Below are 17,639 nucleotides of genomic sequence, written 5' to 3'. Positions count from 1 at the left end.
AGACAACCCCGAACACGGGACGTCAGTGGCTTTCCGAGCCAGACCCTGCCAGGCCTCCATCCACACACATCATCATCACTGTGGCTTTCGCGACACGCCACGGCTTCGGTGCCCGCGAGGACCACAGCGGCGACGTAGTGAGGGCCTCCTTCCCAACCTTCAGGGTAGGGAAGGAGGCCTTCACGGACCTCGCGCCCGAACGAGCGCCGGGAAGTGTCGGACAAGCCACCTTCGCGCTATCACTGTTCCACCGGCCGGCTGAGGCGAAAGGACCTTGTGCAGTGTTCGAGGAGAACAACGCCAACCGGGGCACGGAAATCCACCGGAGAGAGCGATTCGATCCGGGACCGGAGTTGCGTTCCCTGATGGCCGAAGGCCCCATGTCCGTGCTGGAGGCCGAAGAATGCCCCGCGGGGCGGACGGGCTGGCTCGCCACCGGGTACGACGAGACCCGGCAGGTCCTCGGCTCGGACAAGTTCAGCGCCAAGCTGCTTTTCGGCGGGACGGCGGCCGGCCGCATCTGGCCCGGTTTCCTCGGCCAGTACGACCCGCCGGAGCACACGCGCCTGCGCCGGATGGTGGCCTCCGCGTTCACTTTCCGGCGGATGCGGGACTTCCGCCCGCAGGTCGAGCTGATCGTCAAGGCCACCTTGGACGACATCGAGGCCACCGGTGGCCCGGTGGATTTCGTCCCGCGTTTCGCGTGGCCCATCGCGACGACGGTGATCTGCGACTTCCTCGGCATTCCCCGTGACGATCAAGCGGATCTGTCGCGCGCCCTGCACGCCAGCCGGTCCGAAAGGTCGGGCAAACGGCGCGTGGCGGCGGGCAACAAGTTCTGGACGTACATGGGCCAGGTCGCGGCACAGACGCGCCGCGATCCCGGTGACGACATGTTCGGCGCCGTGGTGCGCGAACACGGCGACGACATCACCGACGCGGAACTGCTGGGCGTGGCCGCGTTCGTCATGGGCGCGAGCGGGGACCAGGTGGCCCGTTTCCTCGCGGCGGGCGCGTGGCTGATGGTCGAGCATCCCGAGCAGTTCGCCGTGCTCCGCGACGAGCCGGACAGCGTCCCGGATTGGCTGAACGAGGTGGCCCGGTACCTCACGAGCGACGAGAAGACCACTCCGCGCGTCGCGCTGGAGGACGTGTACGTCGGTGATCAGCTCGTCAAGGCAGGCGACGCGGTCACTTGTTCTTTGCTGGCTTCGAATCGCCGGAAGTTCCCCGACCCGGACGATCACTTCGACATCACCCGGGAAAAGCCCGCGCACGTCACGTTCGGGCACGGCATCCATCACTGCCTCGGCAGGCCGCTGGCCGAAATGGTGTTCCGGGCGGCGATCCCGGCGCTGGCGCACCGCTTCCCCAAGCTCAGGCTGGCCGAACCGGGCCGCGAGATCAAACTGGGTCCGCCGCCGTTCGACGTGGAAGCCCTCTTGCTCGACTGGTAGTGCGAAATCTCGGTAGCAAAGGAGTTTCCCGTTGAGTGAGGACGACCCGCGCCCGCTGCACATCCGCAGACAGGGTTTGGACCCGGCGGACGAACTGCTCGCCGCCGGAGCGCTGACGAGGGTCACGGTCGGATCCGGCGCGGACGCCGAGGACCACTGGATGGCCACTTCGCACGCTGTCGTCCGGCAGGTGATGGGCGATCACCGGCAGTTCAGCACCCGGCGCCGCTGGGACGCGCGCGACGAGATCGGCGGGAAGGGCATCTTCCGGCCGCGTGAACTGGTCGGCAACCTGATGGACTACGACCCGCCCGAGCACACACGGCTGCGGCAGAAGCTGACGCCCGGTTTCACGCTGCGCAAGATGCAACGGATGCAGCCGTACATCGAGCAGATCGTGACCGAGCGGCTCGACGAGATGGAGCAGGCGGGATCCCCCGCGGATCTCGTCGAGTTCGTCGCCGAAAAGGTGCCCGGCGCCGTGCTGTGCGAGCTGATCGGGGTGCCCAGGGACGACAGGGCCACGTTCCTGCAGCTGTGTCACGCGCATCTCGACGGCTCACGAAGCCAGAAAAGGCGTGCGGTGGCGGGAGAAGCGTTCTCCCGCTACCTGTTGGCGATGATCGCCAGGGAACGCAAGGAACCCGGCGAGGGGCTGATCGGCTCGGTGGTCGCCGAATACGGCGACGAGGCCACGGACGAGGAACTGCGCGGCTTCTGCGTTCAGGTGATGCTGGCCGGCGACGACAACATCTCCGGCATGATCGGGCTCGGAGTGCTGGCACTGCTGCGCCACCCCGAGCAGATCGACGCGTTCCGCGGCGACGAGCAGCCCGCGCAACGAGCCGTCGACGAGCTGATCCGGTACCTCACCGTGCCGTACAGCCCGACGCCCCGGATCGCCAGAGAAGACGTCACTTTCGGGGACCAAGTGATCAAGGCGGGCGAGAGTGTCATCTGCTCGCTCCCGGCGGCCAACCGTGACCCGGCCCTCGTGCCGGAGCCGAACCGGCTCGACGTCACCCGCGAATCCGCGCCGCACATCGCTTTCGGGCACGGGGTCCACCATTGCCTGGGAGCCGCGCTGGCCCGCCTCGAACTGCGCACGGTCTTCACCACCCTGTGGCGGCGTTTTCCGGCGCTGAGGCTCGCGGATCCGGCACAGGAGGACAAGTTCCGCCTGACCACTCCCGCCTACGGCTTGACCGAGCTGATGGTCGCCTGGTGATCGCCGGATCCGTCCACATGGAGCCGCTGGACGTCCTGGGTGATTACCGGTGAAATTGGGGCGTCCGAAACGACATTTTCCCGGTCGACAGGAGAGTTTCCATTCTGATGGGACACGGTAGCGATCAGGTCGCGCCACTCCTGCGGGAGCCGGCGAACTTCCAGCTGAGGACGGACTGCGATCCGCACGAGGACAATTTCGCACTCAGGGCGCAGGGGCCGCTGGTCCGGATAACCGGGGAATCGTCCGCCCAGCTGGGCAGGGAATTCGTCTGGCAGGCCCACGGCTACGACGTCGTGCGCAAGATCCTGGGCGACCACGAGAATTTCACGACGCGGCCGCAATTCACCCAGGCGAAATCCGGGGCGCATGTGGAGGCCCAGTTCGTAGGGCAGATCTCGACCTATGATCCGCCCGAGCACACGCGTTTGCGCAAGATGCTGACGCCGGAGTTCACGGTCCGCCGGATCCGCCGGATGGAGCCCGCGATCCAAAGCCTCATCGACGATCGCCTCGATATGATGGAGGCCGAGGGTTCGCCCGCGGACCTCCAGGGACTCTTCGCCGATCCTGTCGGCGCTCACGCTTTGTGCGAACTGCTCGGCATTCCCCGCGACGACCAGCGTGAGTTCGTCCGGCGGATCAGGCGGAACGCCGATCTGAGCCGCGGGCTCAAGGCACGGGTGGCGGACAGCGCCGCGTTCAACCGGTACCTGGACAACCTCATCGCCGGACAGCGTAAGGACCCCGACGACGGGTTCCTCGGCATGATCGCGCGAGAGCACGGCGACAACATCACGGACGAGGAATTGAAGGGCCTGTGCACGGCGCTGATCCTCGGCGGCGTCGAAACCGTCGCCGGGATGATCGGTTTCGGAGTGCTGGCGCTGCTGGAGAATCCCGGCCAGATCCCGTTGCTTTTCGAAAGCCAGGAAAAGGCCGATCGCGTCGTCAACGAACTGGTGCGCTATCTGTCTCCCGTGCAGGCGCCGAATCCCCGCCTCGCCATCAAGGACGTCGTCGTCGACGGGCAAGTGATCAAAGCGGGGGATTACGTCCTGTGCTCGGTTCTCATGGCCAACCGGGACAAGGCGCTGACGCCGGATCCCGACGTGCTCGACGCGAATCGCGCCGCGGTTTCGGACGTCGGATTCGGGCACGGCATCCATTACTGCGTGGGCGCGGCGCTGGCCCGCTCGATGCTGCGGATGGCTTATCAAACGCTGTGGCGCCGATTCCCCGGGCTGCGGCTGGCGGTGCCCATCGCGGAAGTGAAGTACCGAAGCGCTTTCGTCGACTGTCCTGATCAGGTCCCAGTTGCCTGGTAGCGCGCGATTCAACACTCGACAGAGGAATGGTGGGAGATGACGGTCGAAGACTTCGACGTGGTGGTTGCCGGTGGCGGACCGGGCGGTTCGACCGTCGCCACGCTGGTGGCGATGCAGGGCCATCGGGTTCTGTTGCTGGAGAAGGAGGTTTTCCCGCGCTACCAGATCGGTGAGTCGCTGCTGCCCGCCACGGTGCACGGCGTGTGCCGGATGCTCGGCATCTCCGACGAACTGGCCGCGGCCGGGTTCCCGATCAAACGGGGCGGCACGTTCCGCTGGGGCGCGCGGCCGGAGCCGTGGACGTTCCACTTCGGAATCTCCGCCAAGATGGCCGGTTCGACGTCGCACGCCTACCAGGTCGAGCGGGCGGTCTTCGACGACATGCTGCTGAAGAACGCCAAGCGCAAGGGCGTCGTCGTGCGGGAAGGCTGCTCTGTCAACGATGTGGTGGAGGACGGCGAGCGGGTCGTCGGCGCCAGGTACACCGATCCCGACGGCAACGAGCGCGAGGTGTCGGCGCGGTTCGTGATCGACGCGTCGGGCAACAAGAGCCGGCTCTATTCCAAGGTCGGCGGTTCGCGGAACTACTCGGAGTTCTTCCGCAGCCTCGCGCTGTTCGGCTATTTCGAGGGCGGCAAGCGGCTGCCGGCGCCGGTCTCGGGAAACATCCTGAGCGTCGCCTTCGACAACGGCTGGTTCTGGTACATCCCGTTGAGCGACACGCTGACCAGTGTCGGCGCGGTAGTGCGCCGGGAGGACGCCGACAAGATCCAGGGTGACCGCGAGAAGGCCCTCAACAGCCTGATCGCCGAATGCCCGATGATCTCGGACTATCTCTCGAACGCGACCAGGGTGACGACAGGCAAGTACGGCGAATTGCGTGTCCGCAAGGACTATTCGTACCAGCAGGAGACCTACTGGCGGCCCGGGATGGTCCTGGTCGGCGACGCCGCGTGCTTCGTGGACCCGGTGTTCTCCTCCGGGGTGCACCTGGCGACCTACAGCGCGCTGCTCGCGGCCCGCTCGATCAACAGCGTCCTCGACGGCGATCTCGACGAGAAGACCGCGCTGAACGAGTTCGAGTCGCGCTATCGCCGCGAGTACGGCGTCTTCTACGAGTTCCTCGTCTCCTTCTACCAGATGAACGTGAACGAGGAATCGTACTTCTGGCAGGCCAAGAAGGTCACGCAGAACCAGAGCACCGACATCGAGTCGTTCGTCGAGCTGATCGGCGGGGTGTCGTCCGGCGAGACCGCGCTGACGGCCGCGGACCGGATCGCCGCGAACAGCGCCGAATTCGCCGCCGCCGTGGACAAGATGGCGGCGGGCGACGGCGACGACATGGTGCCGATGTTCAAGTCGACGGTGGTCAAGCAGGCGATGCAGGAAGCGGGCCAGGTCCAGATGAAGGCGCTGCTCGGCGACGACGCCGAACCCGAGCTGCCGCTGTTCCCCGGCGGTCTGGTGACTTCGGCCGACGGCATGAAGTGGCTGCCGCACCATCCGGTATGAGGCCCTCGCACGTCGGCAGGACTTACGGGACAGGGGAAGCGAAGTGCGCGTGTTGATTTCGGGGTGCGGGTCGCGCGGGGACACCGAACCGCTGGTGGCCTTGGCGGTCCGGTTGCGGGAGCTCGGCGCGGACGTGCGGATGTGCCTGCCGCCGGACTACGTGGAGCGGTGCGCTGAGGCCGGGGTGCCGATGGTGCCTGTCGGCCGGGCGGTGCGCGCCGGGGCACGCGGGCCGGGGGAACCGGCGCCGGGGGATCCCGAAGTCGTGACCGAGGTGGTCGCCGAGTGGTTCGAGAAGGTCCAGACGGCCGCCGAAGGCTGTACCGCGGTGGTGGCGACCGGTCTGCTGCCCGCCGCGGTCGCCGCGCGGTCGGTGGCCGAGAAGCTGGGCATCCCCTACCGCTACACGGTCTTGTCCCCGGACCACCTGCCGTCCGTGCACAGCCGGGCGGAGCTGGACATGTACAACCAGGGCGCCTACGGGCTTTTCGGTGACGTGGTCACCGAAAAGCGGGCCTCGATCGGCCTGCCGCCGGTGAAGGACCTCTTCGACTACGGCTACACCGAGCAGCCTTGGCTGGCGGCGGACCAGATCCTGGCCCCGCTGCCGCCGGCGGACACCGTCACCGTGCAGACCGGCGCCTGGATCCAGCCGGACGAACGGCCGCTTCCGGCGGACCTGGAGGCGTTCCTGGCCGCCGGGTCAACGCCGGTCTACGTGGGCTTCGGCAGCTCGTCCGGGGCCAGGACGGCCGGTGCGGCGAAGGCGGCGCTCGAGGTCGTCCGGGCCCAGGGCCATCGGGTGGTCCTTTCCCGTGGCTGGGCCGAGCTGGCCCTGCCCGACGGCGGGGAAGACTGCTTCGCCGTCGGCGAAGTGAACCTTCAGGAGCTGTTCGGCCGGGTGGCCGCCGCCATCCACCACGACAGCGCGGGCACGACGCTGCTGGCCATGCGGGCGGGCATCCCGCACGTCGTGGTCCGCCGGGTGGTGGACAACGTGGTGGAGCAGGCGTATCACGCCGACAGGGTGGCCGAGCTGGGTGTCGGGCTGGCGATCGACGGTCCGATCCCGGCCTTCGACGCCCTGACGGCAGCGCTCACCACGGCGCTGGCCCCGGAAATGCGGGCGCGGGCGACGGCCGTGGCGGAGACGATCCGCACCGACGGGACGACGGTGGCGGCGGAACTGCTGTTCGACGCCGTCCGCCGCGAGAAGCCGGCGGTTCCCGCGTGAACGGGGGAAACGTGACGCGGGTGCTGCTCGCGACGTGCGGAAGCCGCGGCGACGTCGAACCGCTGGTGGCACTGGCGATCCGGTTGCGGGAGCTCGGGGCGGAGACGAGGCTGTCCGCGCCGCCGGACTGCGCGGACAGGCTGGCCGAGGTCGGCGTGGAGCACGTGCCCGTCGGCGCTTCCGCGCGCGAACCGGTCAAGAACGCGGCGCCGCCGACGCGCGAGGACATGCAGCGGTTCATGACCGAGACGATCACCACGCAGTTCGACCGGATCCCGGACGCCGCCGAGGGCTGCGACGCGGTGGTGGCGACCGGGATGCTGTCCGCCGCGCTCGGCGTGCGGTCGGTGGCCGAGAAGCTGGGCATCCCGTACTTCTACGCCTTCCACTGCCCGAGCTTCGTGCCGTCGCCGCACTACCCGCCACCGCCGCCCCTCGGCGAGCCGCCCGCACCGGCCGGGACCGACATCCGGGCGCTGTGGGAGCGGAACAACCAGAGCGCCTTCCGGCGGTACGGGGGCACGCTCAACAGCAGTCGGGAAGTGATCGGCCTGCCGCCGGTGGAGGACATCTTCGGCTTCGGCTACACCGACCATCCCTGGATGGCGGCGGACGAGGTCCTGGCGCCGTTGCAGCCGACGGATCTCGCCGCGGTGCAGACAGGCGCGTGGATCACGCCGGACGAACGGCCTCTTTCCGCGGAGCTGAAGGCCTTTCTGGCCGCCGGCCCGCCGCCGGTGTACCTGGGGTTCGGGAGCCTGCGCGCCCCCGCCGACGCCGTCCAGGTGGCCATCGAGACGATCCGCGCCCGCGGCCTCCGGGTGATCCTTTCCCGTGGCTGGGCCGATCTGGTCCTGCCCGACGACAAGGACGACTGCTTCGAGACCGGCGAAGTGAACCACCAGGTGCTGTTCCGCCGGGTGGCCGCCGTCATCCACCACGGCGGTTCGGGGACGACGCACGTGGCGACGCGGGCGGGCGTACCGCAGATCCTGCTGCCGCAGATGGCGGACCAGCCGTACTACGCGAGCCGGGTGGCCGAGCTGGGTGTCGGGGTGGCGCACGACGGCCCTGTCCCGACTCTCGACTCTCTGTCGGCGGCGCTCACCACGGCGCTGGCGCCGGGAACCCGGGCGCGGGCGACGGCCGTCGCGGACACGATCCGCACCGACGGGACGACGGTCGCGGCCGGACTGCTGCTCGACGCGGCAAGCCGGGCGAAGCCGTCTGTCTCCGCGTAAAGCCCAGAACTGCTCAAGATAGGGGACGCGAAATGCGTGTGCTGTTGTCGACCTGCGGAAGCCGCGGCGACGTCGAACCGCTGGTGGCACTGGCGGTCCGGTTGCGGGAGCTCGGCGCGGAGGTGCGGATGTGCGCGTCGCCGTCTTCCGCGGAGCGGCTCGCCGAAGCCGGGGTGCCGCATGTGCCGGTCGGCCTGGCGCACGAGGGAATGCTGCTGCAGGAAGGGATGCCGCCGCCGTCGGCCGAAGAAGAGCGCAAGTTCGCGGCCATGGCGATCGAAATGCAGTTCGACCAGGTCCCCCCGGGCGCCGAGGGTTGCGACGTGGTGGTGGCGACCGGCGAGCTGGCCCACGCGACAGGCGTGCGGTCGGTGGCCGAAAAGCTGGGCATCCCCTACTTCTACGCCGCCTACAGCCCGAACTACCTGCCGTCGTCGAACTACCACCCGCCCGAGGACGAGCGGACCACGCCGGGCGTGACCGACTTCGGGGTGCTCTGGGCCGAGCGCGCCGAGCGTTTCTCCGAGCGGTACGGGGAAGCGCTCAACGGCAGGCGGGTCGCGATCGGCCTTCCGCCGGTGAAGGACGTCTTCGCGTACGGCTACGGCGATCAGCCCTGGCTGGCGGCGGACCCGGTGCTGGCACCGGTGGATCCGGCTCTCGACGCCGTCCAGACCGGCGCGTGGATCCTGCCGGACGAACGGCCGCTTCCGGCGGACCTGGAGGCGTTCCTGGCCGCCGGGGCACCGCCGGTGTACGTGGGGTTCGGCAGCGCGTCCGGACCCGGTCTCGCCGACGCCACGAAGCTGGCCATCGAGGCGATCCGGGCGCAGGGCCACCGGGTGATCCTTTCCCGTGGCTGGGCCGATCTGGTCCTGCCCGACGACGGGGCCGACTGCTTCGGCGTCGGCGAGGTGAACATCCAGGCGCTGTTCGGCCGGGTGGCCGCGGCCCTGCACAAGGGCAGCGCGGGCACCCTCCATCTGGCCGCGCGGGCGGGCATCCCGCAGCTCGTGCTGCCTCGTCACACGGATCAGCCGTACTTCGCCGGCCGCGTGACCGAGCTGGGAATCGGGGTGGCGCTGGCGGAACGTCCGGTCCCGACCTTCGACACCTTCTCGGCCGCGCTCACCAAGGCTCTTTCCCCGGAGACCCGCGCGCGAGCGGCGGCCGTGGCGGAGAAGGTCCGCACCGACGGCCGGACGACGGCCGCGGAACTGCTGTTCCAGGCCGCGGGCCAGCTGACCGTCCCCGCCTGAACGCGCACCACTTCTTCTTCGACGACAAAGCACTGAGGAGACCGCATGTCAGCCACGTCCGAGTGCCGTATCTGTGACGGCACTGTCACCGAGTTCATCGATCTGGGACGCCAGCCGCTCTCGGACGCGTTCGTGGTCCCCGGCGACGGGAAGAAGGAGTTCTTCTTCCGGCTCGCCACCGGGATCTGCGATTCCTGCACGATGGTGCAGCTGATGGAAGAGGTCCCGAGGGACCTGATGTTCCACGAGGCGTACCCGTACCTGTCCTCCGGTTCGGCGGTCATGCGCACGCATTTCCACGAGCTGGCCAAGCGTTTCCTGACCACGGAGCTGACCGGCGAGGACCCGTTCATCGTCGAACTCGGCTGCAACGACGGCATCATGCTCAAGGCCGTCGCCGACGCGGGTGTGCGCCAACTCGGCGTCGAACCCTCCGGTAGCGTCGCGGATCTGGCCGCGGCCAAGGGAATCCGGGTCCGCAAGGACTTCTTCGAAGAGGCGACGGCGGTCGACATCCGCGAGAACGACGGCCCCGCCGACGTGATCTACGCGGCCAACACCCTGTGCCACATCCCTTACATGGACTCGATTCTCAAGGGTGTCACCAAGCTGCTCGGCCCGAACGGCGTTTTCGTGTTCGAGGACCCGTACCTCGGCGACATCGTGGAGCGCACGTCGTTCGACCAGATCTACGACGAGCATTTCTTCTTCTTCACCGCGCGCTCGGTGCAGGAGATGGCCCAGCGCAACGGCCTCGAACTCGTGGACGTCGAGCGCATCCCGGTGCACGGCGGCGAGGTCCGTTACACCCTCGCCCTCGCCGGGGCTCGCAAGCCGACCGAGGCCGTGGCGGACCTTCTGGCGTGGGAGGCCGAGCGCAAGCTGGCGGAGTTCGCCACACTGGAACAGTTCGCCACCAACGTGAAGAAGATCAAGGAAGACCTGATCGCGCTGCTGACCAAGCTCCGCGCCGAGGGCAAACGCGTCGTCGGCTACGGCGCGACGGCCAAGAGCGCGACGGTGACCAACTTCTGTGGCATCACCCCGGATCTGGTGGAGTTCATCTCGGACACCACTCCCGCCAAACAGGGCAGGCTCAGCCCCGGACAGCACATCCCGGTCCGCGAGTACCAGGAGTTCGCCGGAGACCACCCGGACTACGCGCTGCTGTTCGCCTGGAACCACGCCGACGAGATCATGAACGCGGAACAGGCCTTCCGTGACGCCGGCGGGCAGTGGATCCGGTACGTGCCGAACGTGCACGTGAGCTGACCGCCATGACCCAGAACCCCTACACGGGCCGGATAGTGGCGATATCGCCGCATCTGGACGACGCTGTCCTGTCCTTCGGCGCCGGGCTTTCCCGTGCGGCGCAGGACGGGGCGAAGGTGACCGTCCACACGGTGTTCGCCGGGACCGCTCCGCCCCCGCACTCACCGGCGGCGGAGCGGCTGCACGCGATCTGGGGCCTCACACCGGATCAGGACGCGTCGCTTCATCGCCGGAACGAAGACATCGCCGCGCTCGCCCATCTGGGGGCCGACTACCGGCACGGCCGATTCCTCGACGCCATCTACCGCAAGCTGCCGGACGGCCGATGGCTGGCCGACAACGTGCCCGGGCGGCAGAAGCTGGCCATCGGCGAGCAGTCGCCGCAGGACGATCCGGAGCTGTTCTCCGCGGTGCGGGCCGAGATCGCCTCGGTCGTCGAAGAGTGTGCTCCGGCGCTGATCCTGACCTGTGCGGCCGCCAGTGGCCATATCGACAACAAGATCACGCGGGACGCCACGCTGTCCGTCGCGCGGGAGAAAGGTATTCCGGTGCGGCTGTGGGAAGACCTCCCGCACGCGATCTTCGCGCCGGGTGCGGTGGAACTCCCGGACGGTTTCCAGGCCGGTTCTCCCGAATTCGTTTCCGTCGAAGCGGAGGTGCGGACGCGGAAATTCGAAGCCCTGCGGCTTTATCCGTCGCAGATGTTGATGCTTCACGGGCCGGAAAAGGACTTCTTCGCCCTGTTGGACGGACATGCCCTGAAGAGCGCGCCTTCGGGCGGATACGGCGAAACGACCTGGCCGGTCGTCTCTCGCGAAGAAAACGGCTGAACGGTTCCGGAGACGAATGTCGACCAGGAGGTTGTCCTCATGACCGAGCAAACCGAGCGCGGCCCGGTGCGGACCGCGCACGCGGGTGTCCTGCTGGCTTCCGCGGGCGAGCGCGGCGTTCTGTGCGACTTCTACGACGAGGACGGCTCGGACACCTATCGGGATCTGATCCAGGACGCGGACGGCACTTCGGAGGCGCGGCAGTTCGCTGCCCGCCTCCGCCCCGCGCCCGGACCCGTGCTGGAGCTCGCGGCCGGAATGGGCAGGCTGACGTTCCCGTTCCTGGATCTCGGCTGGGAGGTGACCGCCCTGGAGTTGTCGGCCACGGTGGTCACCGCCTTCCGGAAGCGGCTGGCGGAAGCGACGGCGGACCGCCAGGACCGGTGCACGGTGGTCCAGGCGGACATGAGCGCCTTCACGCTGGGCAAGCGCTTCGAAACGGTGGTCATCAGCTCGGGCTCGATCAACGAACTCGACGAGACCGGCCGGAAGGGCCTGTACGCGTCGGTTCGCGAGCATCTCGAACCCGGCGGGAAATTCCTGCTCAGCCTGGAAATGACGAAACCCGTCGAGGCGGAACCGCTGGAACGGCAGCAGGAATTGCCGGGCCGCAGTGGACGGCGGCACGTGTTGCACGTGAGGATCCTGCCGTCGGAGGAGATCCAGGAGATCACCATCTACCCGGCCGAGGAGACCGCGGATCCCTTCGTCGTCTGCACACATCGCCGAAGGCTCGTCACGGTGGACCGGATCGTGCGGGAACTCGAAGGCGCCGGCTTCGCCGTGCTCGCGCGGGCGCCGTTCGCGTCCACCAGCACCGGTCGTGACGACATGGTGCTGGTGGACGCGGTGAAGCGGGAGTTCACCCGAGACGTGCGGTGATGAGCGCCGCGAGCCTGCTCACGCCCTCTTCGATCAGTTCCGGCGTGAGCAGGCTGATGGACAGCCGGAGCTGATTGAACCCGTCTTTGCCGCCGTAGAAGTGATGCATCGGGGTGAACAGCACACCGTGGTCGCGGGCGGCGTGTGCCAGCAGGTCGTCGTCGACGACGAAGGGCACGGTGACGGTGACGAAGAACCCGCCCGTCGGGGTGTTCCAGGAGACCCCGGGGCTCCCGCCGAGCCTGCGGTCCAGTTCGCCCAGTGTCAGGCGGAGATTGCGCTGGTAGATGGCGGTCTCGCGGACGTTGGCCTTGGTCAGGCTGAAGTCGTTGAGCAGCAGCTTCCCGGCGATCACCGCCTGGGCGATCGGGGAGGTGTTCACCGTGAGCATGCCCTTGAGCTTGGAGAGCTGGTCGGCGAACAGGCCGCCCCCGGGCATCCGCTGATCCGCCACGGCGTACCCGACCCGGGCGCCGGGCATCCCGGTCTTGGCGAAGGAACCGATGTAGACCACGGTCCCCGACCGGTCGAGCGCCTTCAGCGTGGGGAGGCGCTCGGCGCCGAAGAGCCCGTACGCGTTGTCCTCCAGCAGCAGGATCCCGTTGGCCGCGGCGACATCGAGGAGCCGGTGGCGGGCGGCCAGGTCCATGCTGGTGCCGGTGGGGTTGGCGAAGTTGGGCGTCACGTAACAGGCTCGGACCCGCTTGCCCTGTTCGTCGGCTCGTTTCAGCTGCAGGACCAGGTCTTCGGGGTCGATGCCGTTCTCGGTGGACCGCACCGGCCAGACGGGGGTGTCGGTGAGCAGCGCCGCCCCGGTCAGGCCGACGTAGGTGGGGGCGGGGGCGAGCAGCACGTCCCGATCACCCGCCCGCAGCGTGCGGAGCACCAGGAACATCGCTTCCTGGGCGCCGACGGTGACGACCACGGACTCCGGGGCGGAGTCGATGTTCTCGTCTTCGGCGAGGTTGCGGGCGATGAGGTCGGCGATGATGCCCTTCGTGGTGCCGTACTGGAAGAGCGCGCGCGTCACCCCGGCCTCGTCGACTTTCCGATCGCGCCGGAGATGGTCGCAATAGGCGTCGAGATAATCGTGAATGAGGCGGATGTCGAAATACTCTTCGTACGGACGGCCTGCCGCCATGGAAATGGCCACAGGGTATTCGTCGATCAGCTCGTTCAGCAGATTCATCGACGAGATGGCCGGATCGGTGAGCGATCCGTGCAGCGTTTCCATGCTCAAGTGAGTGGACAAACCGTTCGAATCCATAAATGCTAGGATTTCCATCCGGTGTCGAAGTGTCAAGCAGGGATCGTGGACGCGATTCGCGCCATTTCCGTCCATGTCCAGCACTGTCACTGCGGACAATCGAGCCGCGACGGTACGGTCACCTGAGTGCGTCGCGAATCCGGGGATCGCACGTTCCACATCGGACAGAACAAAGTGACCACGTCACTTCTCTTACTCCTCAACAGAACCCGGTGCCGGCGGACTTCGCCGGCGGCCATGTCGCTGCGCGCCGTCGGCGAGCGGGGAAGGACCATCATGCTGATGACAACCGAGAACGGGATCCGGTTGTCTTACCACGATCAAGGCGACGGTCCGGCTGTCCTGTTGCTGACCGGCACCGGGGCGCCGAGCTCTGTCTGGGACCTCCACCAGGTTCCCGTGCTCCGCGCCGCCGGATTCCGCGTGATCACCATGGACAACCGCGGGATCCCGCCGAGCGACGAGGGGACCGGCGGGTTCACCATCGAAGACCTCGTCGCGGACGTGGCCGCCCTGATCGACTACCTCGACGCCTTGCCGTGCCGCGTGATCGGCACGTCGATGGGTTCCTACATCGCGCAGGAGCTGGCACTCGCCCGTCCGGAGCTGGTGGACTCGGTCCTGCTGATGGCCGCCTGCGGCAAGAGCAGTCTCGTGCAGCGGGAGCTCGCGGAAGGCGAAGCGAAGCTGATCGAGCAGGGCGTCGAGCTGCCACCGGGTTTCCTCGCCGCCGTCCGGGCCATGCACAACCTGGGGCCCGCGACACTCGCCGACGACGACCTCGCCGGTGACTGGCTCGACCTGTTCGCCGCGGCGGGTTCCTGGGGGCCGGGTGTCCGGGAGCAACTGCTGCTGAGCGCGCTGCCCGACAGGTTGGACGCCTACCGCTCGATCAAGGTGCCCTGCCACGTCGTCTCGTTCGAACACGACCTCGTGGCACCACCGGCCGCCGGACGCGAGCTGGCCGCCGCGATCCCCGGCGCGACCCACCGCACGGTTCCCGGGTGCGGGCATTTCGGCTACCTGGAGAACCCGGAAGCGGTGAACCGCGAGCTGCTCCGGTTCCTCCGCACCGAATCCCGCGAGACACTGGGGGAGACCGCATGACCGTCCTTTCGGCGGCCACGACACCGGCCCTGTTCGAGGCGACCGCAGCCGTGCTGCCGGATCGGCCCGCGGTGGCGATGGACACCACCACACTCACCTACGCCGAGCTGAACGGCGAGGCCAACCGGCTCGCGCGGCGGCTCGTGGCGCACGGGGTCGGCCCGGAGCGGCTGGTCGCGCTGGCCATGCCGAGGTCGATCGAGTTCGTCATCGCGATCCTGGCCGTGCACAAGGCGGGCGCCGCGTACGTGCCTGTCGACCCGGACTATCCGGAGGAACGCAAACGGCACATGCTGGACGACACGGCGGCGCAGGTCCTGCTGTGCCTGCCCGGGCAGGACGTGCCCGGTGCCGCCGTCGTACTGAGTGTCGAACGGGAGCCCGGGCTCACCGAGCCGAACCTGGACGAGGGAGACCGGCTCGGCCCGTTGCGGCCCGACCATCCCGCGTACGTCATCTACACCTCGGGCTCGACGGGGAAGCCGAAGGGCGTGCTGGTCACGCATCGCGGGATCCCGAACCTGGCCGACGACTACGTGCGCCGCCAGAACCTGGTGCCGGACAGCAGGTTGCTGGCTTTCGCTTCCCCCAGTTTCGACGCCGCGGTCGCCGAGTTCTGGCCGATCTGGCAGGCAGGCGGCTGCCTGGTGCTGGCCTCCGCGCCGGATCTGGTCCCCGGCGAGCCGCTCGGCAGACTGGTGCGCGAGCAGCGCATCACCCACATCACGCTGCCGCCGTCCGCGCTGGCGCCGCTGGAGGAGTCGGGCGGCCTGCCCGCCGGGCTGACCCTCCTGGTGGCGGGCGAGGCGTGCCCGGCCCCGGTCGCGAAACGCTGGGCCATGGACCGCGTGATGATCAACGCGTACGGCCCGACCGAGGTCACCGTCGCGGTGACCGCGAGCGAGCCGCTGACCGGGGAGGACACCCCGCCGATCGGCAGGCCGATCACCGGTGTCCGCACCTACGTCCTGGACGAGCGGCTGCGGCCGGTTCCGGACGGGGACGTGGGTGAGCTGTACACGATGGGCCCCGGTCTCGCCCGCGGCTACCTCCGGCGGCCCGGCGCGACGGCGGAACGGTTCCTGCCGGATCCGTTCGGCGAACCGGGCGGCCGCATGTACCGCACCGGCGACAGGGTGCGGAAGCGTTCGGACGGCCAGTTCGTCTTCGTCGGCCGTGTCGACGACCAGCTGAAGGTCCGCGGTCACCGGATCGAACCGGGCGAGGTCGAAGCCGCCCTGCTCGCGGTGGAAGCGGTGGCCCAGGCGGTGGTGACCGCGCACGACAACCGGCTCGTCGCCTACGTCGTCGGCACCGGGGGCGAGCGGGTGACGGCCGAAGACCTCCTCCCGCCGTTGCGGGAATGGATGCCTTCCTATCTGGTGCCCGACGTGGTGGTCAGCCTGCCGAAGCTGCCGGTCTCGCCGAACGGCAAGGTCGACCGGACAGCCCTGCCCACTCCCGAAGAGGAGAGCGCCGGGCGCGCGGCGTCGGGACGGGCGCCGAGCACCCCGACCGAGATCCTGCTCGCCGAACTTTTCGCCGACGTGCTCGGCGTCGGCAGCGTCGGCGTCGAGGACAGCTTCTTCGAGATCGGCGGCCATTCGCTGCTCGCGACCCGGCTGGTGAGCCGCATCCGCGAAAACCTGAAGATCCGGCTGAGAGTGCAGGCCTTCTTCGACGCGCCGACCGTGGCACAGCTCGCCAAGGTGCTCGACGGCGCACTCACCTGACCTGGAGACCTTTGATGCAGACGACGACAGCCGTCGACCTCGGCGACCCTGATCTGTACACGAGCCTGGACCGCCATGCCCGGTGGCGTGAGTACGCGGCGGAAGACGCGATGGTGTGGAGCGAGCCGGGCAGTTCGCCCACCGGTTTCTGGTCGGTGTTCTCGCACCGGGCGTGCGCCGCGGTCCTCGGGCCGTCCGCCCCGTTCACCTCCGAGTACGGGATGATGATCGGCTTCGACCGCGACCACCCGGACAACTCGGGTGGCCAGATGATGGTGGTGTCCGAACAGGACCAGCACCGCAAACTCCGCAAGCTGGTCGGGCCGCTGCTTTCCCGGGCAGCCGCGCGGAAACTTTCGGACCGGGTGCGGGCAGAGGTGCGCGACGTCCTCGACAGGGTGCTCGACGGGCAGGTGTGCGACGTGGCCGCCGCGATCGGCCCGCGTATTCCCGCCGCTGTCGTCTGCGAAATCCTCGGGGTCCCCGCCGAGGACCAGGACATGCTCATCGACCTGACGAACCACGCTTTCGGCGGCGAGGACGAGCTGTTCGACGGGATGACGCCGCGTCAGGCGCACACCGAGATCCTCGTCTACTTCGACGAACTGATCACCGCGCGCCGCGCGAGCCCCGGCGACGACCTCGTCAGCACGCTGCTGTCCGACGACGAGCTCTCTGTCGACGACGTGGTGCTCAACTGCGACAACGTGCTGATCGGCGGCAACGAGACCACCCGGCACGCGATCACCGGTGCGGTGCACGCGTTCGCCACCGTGCCCGGCCTGCTGGACCAGGTGCGGGACGGGAGCGCGGACGTCGACACCGTCGTCGACGAAGTGCTGCGCTGGACCTCGCCCGCGATGCACGTGCTCCGGGTGACGAGCGGCGACGTCACGATCAACGGCCGCGACCTGCCGCCCGGTACGCCGGTGGTCGCGTGGCTGCCCGCCGCGAACCGGGATCCGGCCGTGTTCGACGATCCCGACACGTTCCGGCCGGACCGGAAACCCAACCGCCACATCGCTTTCGGCCACGGCATGCACCACTGTCTCGGCTCAGCGCTCGCGCGGATCGAGCTGGCGGTCGTGCTGCGGGAAGTGGCCGAGCGAGTGTCGCGAGTGGAGCTGGTGAAGGAACCCGCCTGGCTGCGCGCGGTCGTCGTCCAGGGATACCGGGAACTCCCGGTGCGGTTCACCGGCCGGTGAACCCTGTCCGTCCTCTGTGGACGGAGGTGTCAAGCGGACACCATTGATGCGTGATCGGCCTCGCGCCATCCTGTTATCGGGGAT

General features: G+C 68.5%; 14 protein-coding genes. 13 read left to right on the top strand and 1 reads right to left on the bottom strand.

The annotated features are described in order from the left end of the window. The first annotated feature begins 281 nt into the window (after positions 1-281). The 10 genes from ACZ6YV_RS38890 (at position 282) to mpaM (ending at position 12,243) form a co-directional block, all read left to right on the top strand. Positions 282-1,457 (top strand): cytochrome P450, encoded by a 1,176-nt coding sequence (locus ACZ6YV_RS38890; RefSeq protein WP_465514397.1) that lies wholly within the window; start codon positions 282-284, stop codon positions 1,455-1,457. 31 nt (positions 1,458-1,488) lie between these two features. Continuing rightward, the gene (locus ACZ6YV_RS38885; protein WP_465514396.1) at positions 1,489-2,685 is read left to right on the top strand and encodes a cytochrome P450; all 1,197 of its coding nucleotides are present in this window, start codon (positions 1,489-1,491) and stop codon (positions 2,683-2,685) included. A 107-nt stretch (positions 2,686-2,792) separates the two neighbouring features. Beyond that, positions 2,793-4,013, top strand: a complete 1,221-nt coding sequence (locus ACZ6YV_RS38880; RefSeq protein ID WP_465514395.1) for a cytochrome P450 — start codon at positions 2,793-2,795, stop codon at positions 4,011-4,013. A gap of 36 nt (positions 4,014-4,049) precedes the next feature. After that, the gene (locus tag ACZ6YV_RS38875) at positions 4,050-5,525 is read left to right on the top strand and encodes a tryptophan 7-halogenase (RefSeq protein WP_465514394.1); all 1,476 of its coding nucleotides are present in this window, start codon (positions 4,050-4,052) and stop codon (positions 5,523-5,525) included. Between the two features lie 43 nt (positions 5,526-5,568). Further along, positions 5,569-6,759 carry a glycosyltransferase gene (locus ACZ6YV_RS38870; RefSeq protein ID WP_465514393.1) on the top strand — a complete coding sequence of 397 codons (1,191 nt, stop codon included), beginning with the start codon at positions 5,569-5,571 and terminating at the stop codon, positions 6,757-6,759. Between the two features lie 11 nt (positions 6,760-6,770). Continuing rightward, a complete protein-coding gene (locus ACZ6YV_RS38865; protein WP_465514392.1) occupies positions 6,771-8,000 on the top strand; it encodes a glycosyltransferase in 1,230 nt (409 codons plus the stop codon). A 32-nt stretch (positions 8,001-8,032) separates the two neighbouring features. Beyond that, a complete protein-coding gene (locus ACZ6YV_RS38860) occupies positions 8,033-9,259 on the top strand; it encodes a glycosyltransferase (protein ID WP_465514391.1) in 1,227 nt (408 codons plus the stop codon). A gap of 45 nt (positions 9,260-9,304) precedes the next feature. Then, positions 9,305-10,531 (top strand): methyltransferase domain-containing protein, encoded by a 1,227-nt coding sequence (locus ACZ6YV_RS38855; RefSeq protein ID WP_465514390.1) that lies wholly within the window; start codon positions 9,305-9,307, stop codon positions 10,529-10,531. A gap of 5 nt (positions 10,532-10,536) precedes the next feature. After that, positions 10,537-11,361, top strand: coding sequence for a PIG-L deacetylase family protein (locus tag ACZ6YV_RS38850; protein ID WP_465514389.1), 825 nt, complete (start codon positions 10,537-10,539; stop codon positions 11,359-11,361). A gap of 39 nt (positions 11,362-11,400) precedes the next feature. Next, positions 11,401-12,243: a daptide-type RiPP biosynthesis methyltransferase gene (mpaM, locus tag ACZ6YV_RS38845; RefSeq protein ID WP_465514388.1), complete on the top strand. Its 843-nt coding sequence runs from the start codon at positions 11,401-11,403 to the stop codon at positions 12,241-12,243. On the opposite strand, the gene ACZ6YV_RS38840 is transcribed toward mpaM, so the two are convergent. After that, positions 12,224-13,510: an aminotransferase-like domain-containing protein gene (locus tag ACZ6YV_RS38840; RefSeq protein ID WP_465514387.1), complete on the bottom strand. Its 1,287-nt coding sequence runs from the start codon at positions 13,508-13,510 to the stop codon at positions 12,224-12,226. The two genes, mpaM and ACZ6YV_RS38840, sit on opposite strands and share 20 nt — an antisense overlap. A gap of 276 nt (positions 13,511-13,786) precedes the next feature. Here ACZ6YV_RS38840 and ACZ6YV_RS38835 point away from each other — a divergent pair, with 276 nt between their 5' ends. From ACZ6YV_RS38835 to ACZ6YV_RS38825, 3 genes are read left to right on the top strand one after another with little or no spacing between them, the layout of a single operon-like run. Further along, positions 13,787-14,617: an alpha/beta fold hydrolase gene (locus ACZ6YV_RS38835; protein WP_465514386.1), complete on the top strand. Its 831-nt coding sequence runs from the start codon at positions 13,787-13,789 to the stop codon at positions 14,615-14,617. Beyond that, positions 14,614-16,350 (top strand): non-ribosomal peptide synthetase, encoded by a 1,737-nt coding sequence (locus ACZ6YV_RS38830; protein WP_465514385.1) that lies wholly within the window; start codon positions 14,614-14,616, stop codon positions 16,348-16,350. The genes ACZ6YV_RS38835 and ACZ6YV_RS38830 overlap by 4 nt, the downstream gene beginning before the upstream one ends. A 14-nt stretch (positions 16,351-16,364) precedes the next feature. Further along, on the top strand, positions 16,365-17,555 hold the full coding sequence (locus ACZ6YV_RS38825; protein ID WP_465514384.1) for a cytochrome P450: 1,191 nt from the start codon (positions 16,365-16,367) through the stop codon (positions 17,553-17,555). Positions 17,556-17,639 lie beyond the last annotated feature (84 nt).

The organism is Amycolatopsis sp. NPDC102522 (assembly GCF_055584485.1).
The sequence above is the reverse complement of the archived record's forward strand: the minus strand, read 5'-3'. Positions and strand labels throughout refer to the sequence as shown.